The 3,103-nt window shown below is 65.9% G+C and carries 4 protein-coding genes; all 4 read left to right on the top strand.

From position 1 onward, the window contains the following. A partial coding sequence (locus AC1DU6_RS25105) for an acyl-CoA carboxylase subunit beta (protein WP_477860403.1) occupies positions 1-750 on the top strand: 750 nt, incomplete at its 5' end. Next, on the top strand, positions 747-1,886 hold the full coding sequence (locus AC1DU6_RS25110) for a hypothetical protein (protein WP_477860404.1): 1,140 nt from the start codon (positions 747-749) through the stop codon (positions 1,884-1,886). The genes AC1DU6_RS25105 and AC1DU6_RS25110, both read left to right, overlap by 4 nt. Then, entirely contained in the window at positions 1,886-2,176 is a 291-nt protein-coding gene (locus AC1DU6_RS25115) for a helix-hairpin-helix domain-containing protein (RefSeq protein WP_477860406.1), read from the top strand. Before AC1DU6_RS25110 ends, AC1DU6_RS25115 begins: the two co-directional genes overlap by 1 nt. 11 nt (positions 2,177-2,187) lie before the next feature. Then, on the top strand, positions 2,188-3,103 hold a 916-nt coding region (locus AC1DU6_RS25120; RefSeq protein WP_477860408.1), incomplete at its 3' end, for an acetyl-CoA carboxylase biotin carboxylase subunit.

Genomic DNA, 3,103 nt, shown 5'->3' on the forward strand with positions numbered 1-3,103 from the left:
GCCACGCGCCTGGACTATTCGCTGGACACGCTGGTGCCCGAGAACCCGAACAAGCCCTATGACATCAAGGAACTGATCCTCAAGGTCGTCGACGACGGTGACTTCTTCGAGCTGCAGCCCGACTACGCCAAGAACATCGTCACCGGCTTTGCGCGCATGGAAGGCCAGACGGTCGGCATCGTTGCCAACCAGCCGCTGGTGCTGGCCGGCTGCCTGGACATCAAGAGCAGCATCAAGGCCGCGCGCTTCGTGCGCTTCTGCGACGCCTTCAACATCCCGGTCGTCACTTTCGTCGACGTGCCCGGCTTCATGCCTGGCACCTCACAGGAGTACGGCGGCATCATCAAGCATGGCGCCAAGCTGTTGTATGCGTACGCCGAGTGCACGGTGCCCAAGATCACCGTCATCACCCGCAAGGCCTACGGTGGCGCCTACGACGTGATGGCCTCCAAGCACCTGCGCGGCGACGTCAACTTCGCCTGGCCCAACGCCGAGATCGCCGTGATGGGCGCCAAGGGCGCGGTGGAGATCATCTTCCGCGAGGACAAGGGCGACCCTGCCAAGCTGGCGGCCCGCGAGGCCGAATACAAGGCCCGCTTCGCCAACCCCTTCATCGCCGGCAGCCGCGGCTTCATCGACGACGTCATCCAGCCGCACGAGACGCGCAAACGCATCTGCCGCAGCCTGTCGATGCTGAAGGACAAGAAGCTGGAGAACCCGTGGCGCAAGCACGGGAACATCCCGCTGTGAAGCACGCTTGGTTCTTGGCGTTGGGGCTGCTGGCCTCCCATGCGCAGGCCGCGCAGCACAAGGACGCGGCCAGCGGCTGCGTGGTGTCCGCGCCGGCCTATCTGGCCAGCAACGACTATGCGTTCAGCTACCAGGGCGCCTGCCGCGACGGCCTCGCCGAAGGCCAGGGCAAGGCCATCTGGACACTGCGCAATTCGCCCCAGCACCGCGAGGAATGGGCAGGGCGGTTCAGTGCCGGTGTCTACCTGCCCGAGCCCTCGCAGGGCCTCAAGGCGCGTGCCCTGCGGAGTGACAACGTGCTGTTTGATCTCGGTCCCCTGCCCAAGCTGGAGGGCATGAGCCCGCGCCTGGCTGTGGAGGCCACCAGCGAGCTGACCAAGTATCCCGACCCCTGCAAGCCCGACACGCTCTTCGTGCTGCAGGCCGACGGCCCGGCGCTGGTGTCTGACGACGCGGCCAAGCAGATGCTGCGCTCGGCGCTGGACAAGCTCAAGCTCCGCTGTGGCGATGACCGCCTGCGCGAGCGCGGTCGACCTGGCGGCGAGCGTACCCACGTCCGCGTTCGCATCGCGCCGCAGGCCGAACTGGAGATGGATCAGTACGGCAATCCCAAGGGCATCCTGATCGAGGCATCGCTGCCGCTGGAAGCCGGCAAGGATTTCACCCAGTACAGCAACAGCGTGGCCAGCCAGCAACGCCAACGCCAGGCGCGTGAAGAGCGCGACGCACAGAAGCAAGCCAATGCGCAGCGCCTGCAGACTTTTGCCAAGCCATTGGGTGCCGGCATCTGGGTCGGCCTGAATGCACTGGCGCAGAACCCCTTCCGCTACCAGGATCAGGTCGTGCTGACGGCCGTGAAGCTCAACGATGTGGTCGCGCCGACGCGTGCCCGCGTCATGGCTGTTGGCGGCGGCTACCAGAGCAGCTTTGCCTTGATCGAAGGCGAAGGGCTTGCCAAGTGGGAACCCGGTGCGCGCGTCCTCGCCGTCAAGGTGCTGGGGCGCTTGCCCAACACCGATGCCGATCTTCCCGCCGGCTTGCATCTGCAACTGGTGGGCCAGTTGCCCTGCGCGCAGGGAGATTGCGGTGATCGCCTGTCCCTGCCCAACCCGCTGCGTGATGGCGAGGCACCCTGATGGCCAAGGCACGTTGCGCCGCCGAGGCGCTCAAGCTCACCGACATCCCCAACATCGGCAGGGCCATGGCCGCCGATCTCGTCCAACTGGGCTTGCCCACGCCTGCGCACGTGAAGGCCATGGACCCCTTCAAGACCTACGACCGCCTGCGCGACCCGATGGGCCAGCGCCATGACCCCTGCGTGCTCGACACCTTCATGGCCGCCCACGATTTCATGAACGGCGGGTCTGCCCAGCCGTGGTGGCACTTCACCGAGCAGCGCAAGAAGCTGCTCGCGAAAACGAAATAACGAGGCACCTCATGTTTACCAAGATCCTGATTGCCAACCGGGGTGAGATCGCCTGCCGGGTCATCGCCACGGCAAGGAAGATGGGCATCGCTACCGTCGCCGTCTATTCCGAAGCCGACAAGGACGCCCGCCACGTCGAGCTGGCCGATGAAGCCGTGCTGCTTGGCCCGGCGCCGTCGCGCGAGAGCTATCTTGTCGCCGACAAGATCATTGCCGCTGCCAAGCAGACCGGTGCCCAGGCCATCCACCCCGGCTACGGCTTCCTGTCCGAGAACGAGGAGTTCGCGCGCCGCGTCGAGGAGGAGGGCCTGGTCTTCATCGGCCCCAAGCACGGCTCCATCGCCGCGATGGGCGACAAGATCGCGTCCAAGAAGCTGGCGACCGCGGCCGGCGTCAACACCATTCCCGGGCACAACGAACCCATCCTGTCGGCCGAGGAGGCCGTGGGCATCGCGGCGCGCATCGGCTACCCAGTCATGATCAAGGCCAGCGCCGGCGGTGGTGGCAAGGGCCTGCGCGTGGCCTTCAACGACAAGGAAGCCTTCGAGGGCTTCACGTCCTGCCGCAACGAGGCGCGCAACAGCTTTGGCGACGACCGCGTCTTCATCGAGAAGTTCGTCGAGGAACCGCGCCACATCGAGATCCAGGTGCTGGGCGATTCACAGGGCAGCGTCGTCTACCTGTGGGAGCGCGAATGCTCCATCCAGCGCCGCCACCAGAAGGTCATCGAGGAGGCGCCGTCGCCCTTTATCAGCGAGGCCACGCGCCGCGCGATGGGAGAGCAGGCGGTGGCTCTGGCAAAGGCGGTGAACTATCAGAGCGCCGGCACGGTGGAGTTCGTCGTCGGCAAGGACCAGGGCTTCTACTTCCTGGAGATGAACACGCGGCTGCAGGTGGAGCACCCGGTCACCGAGTGCATCACCGGCC

The organism is Roseateles sp. P5_B10 (assembly GCF_056400485.1).

Coding starts and splice junctions, on each gene's coding strand:
- AC1DU6_RS25115 (WP_477860406.1), top strand. CDS start 1,886: ATGGCCAAGGCACGTTGCGCCGCCGAGGCGCTCAAGCTCACCGACATC.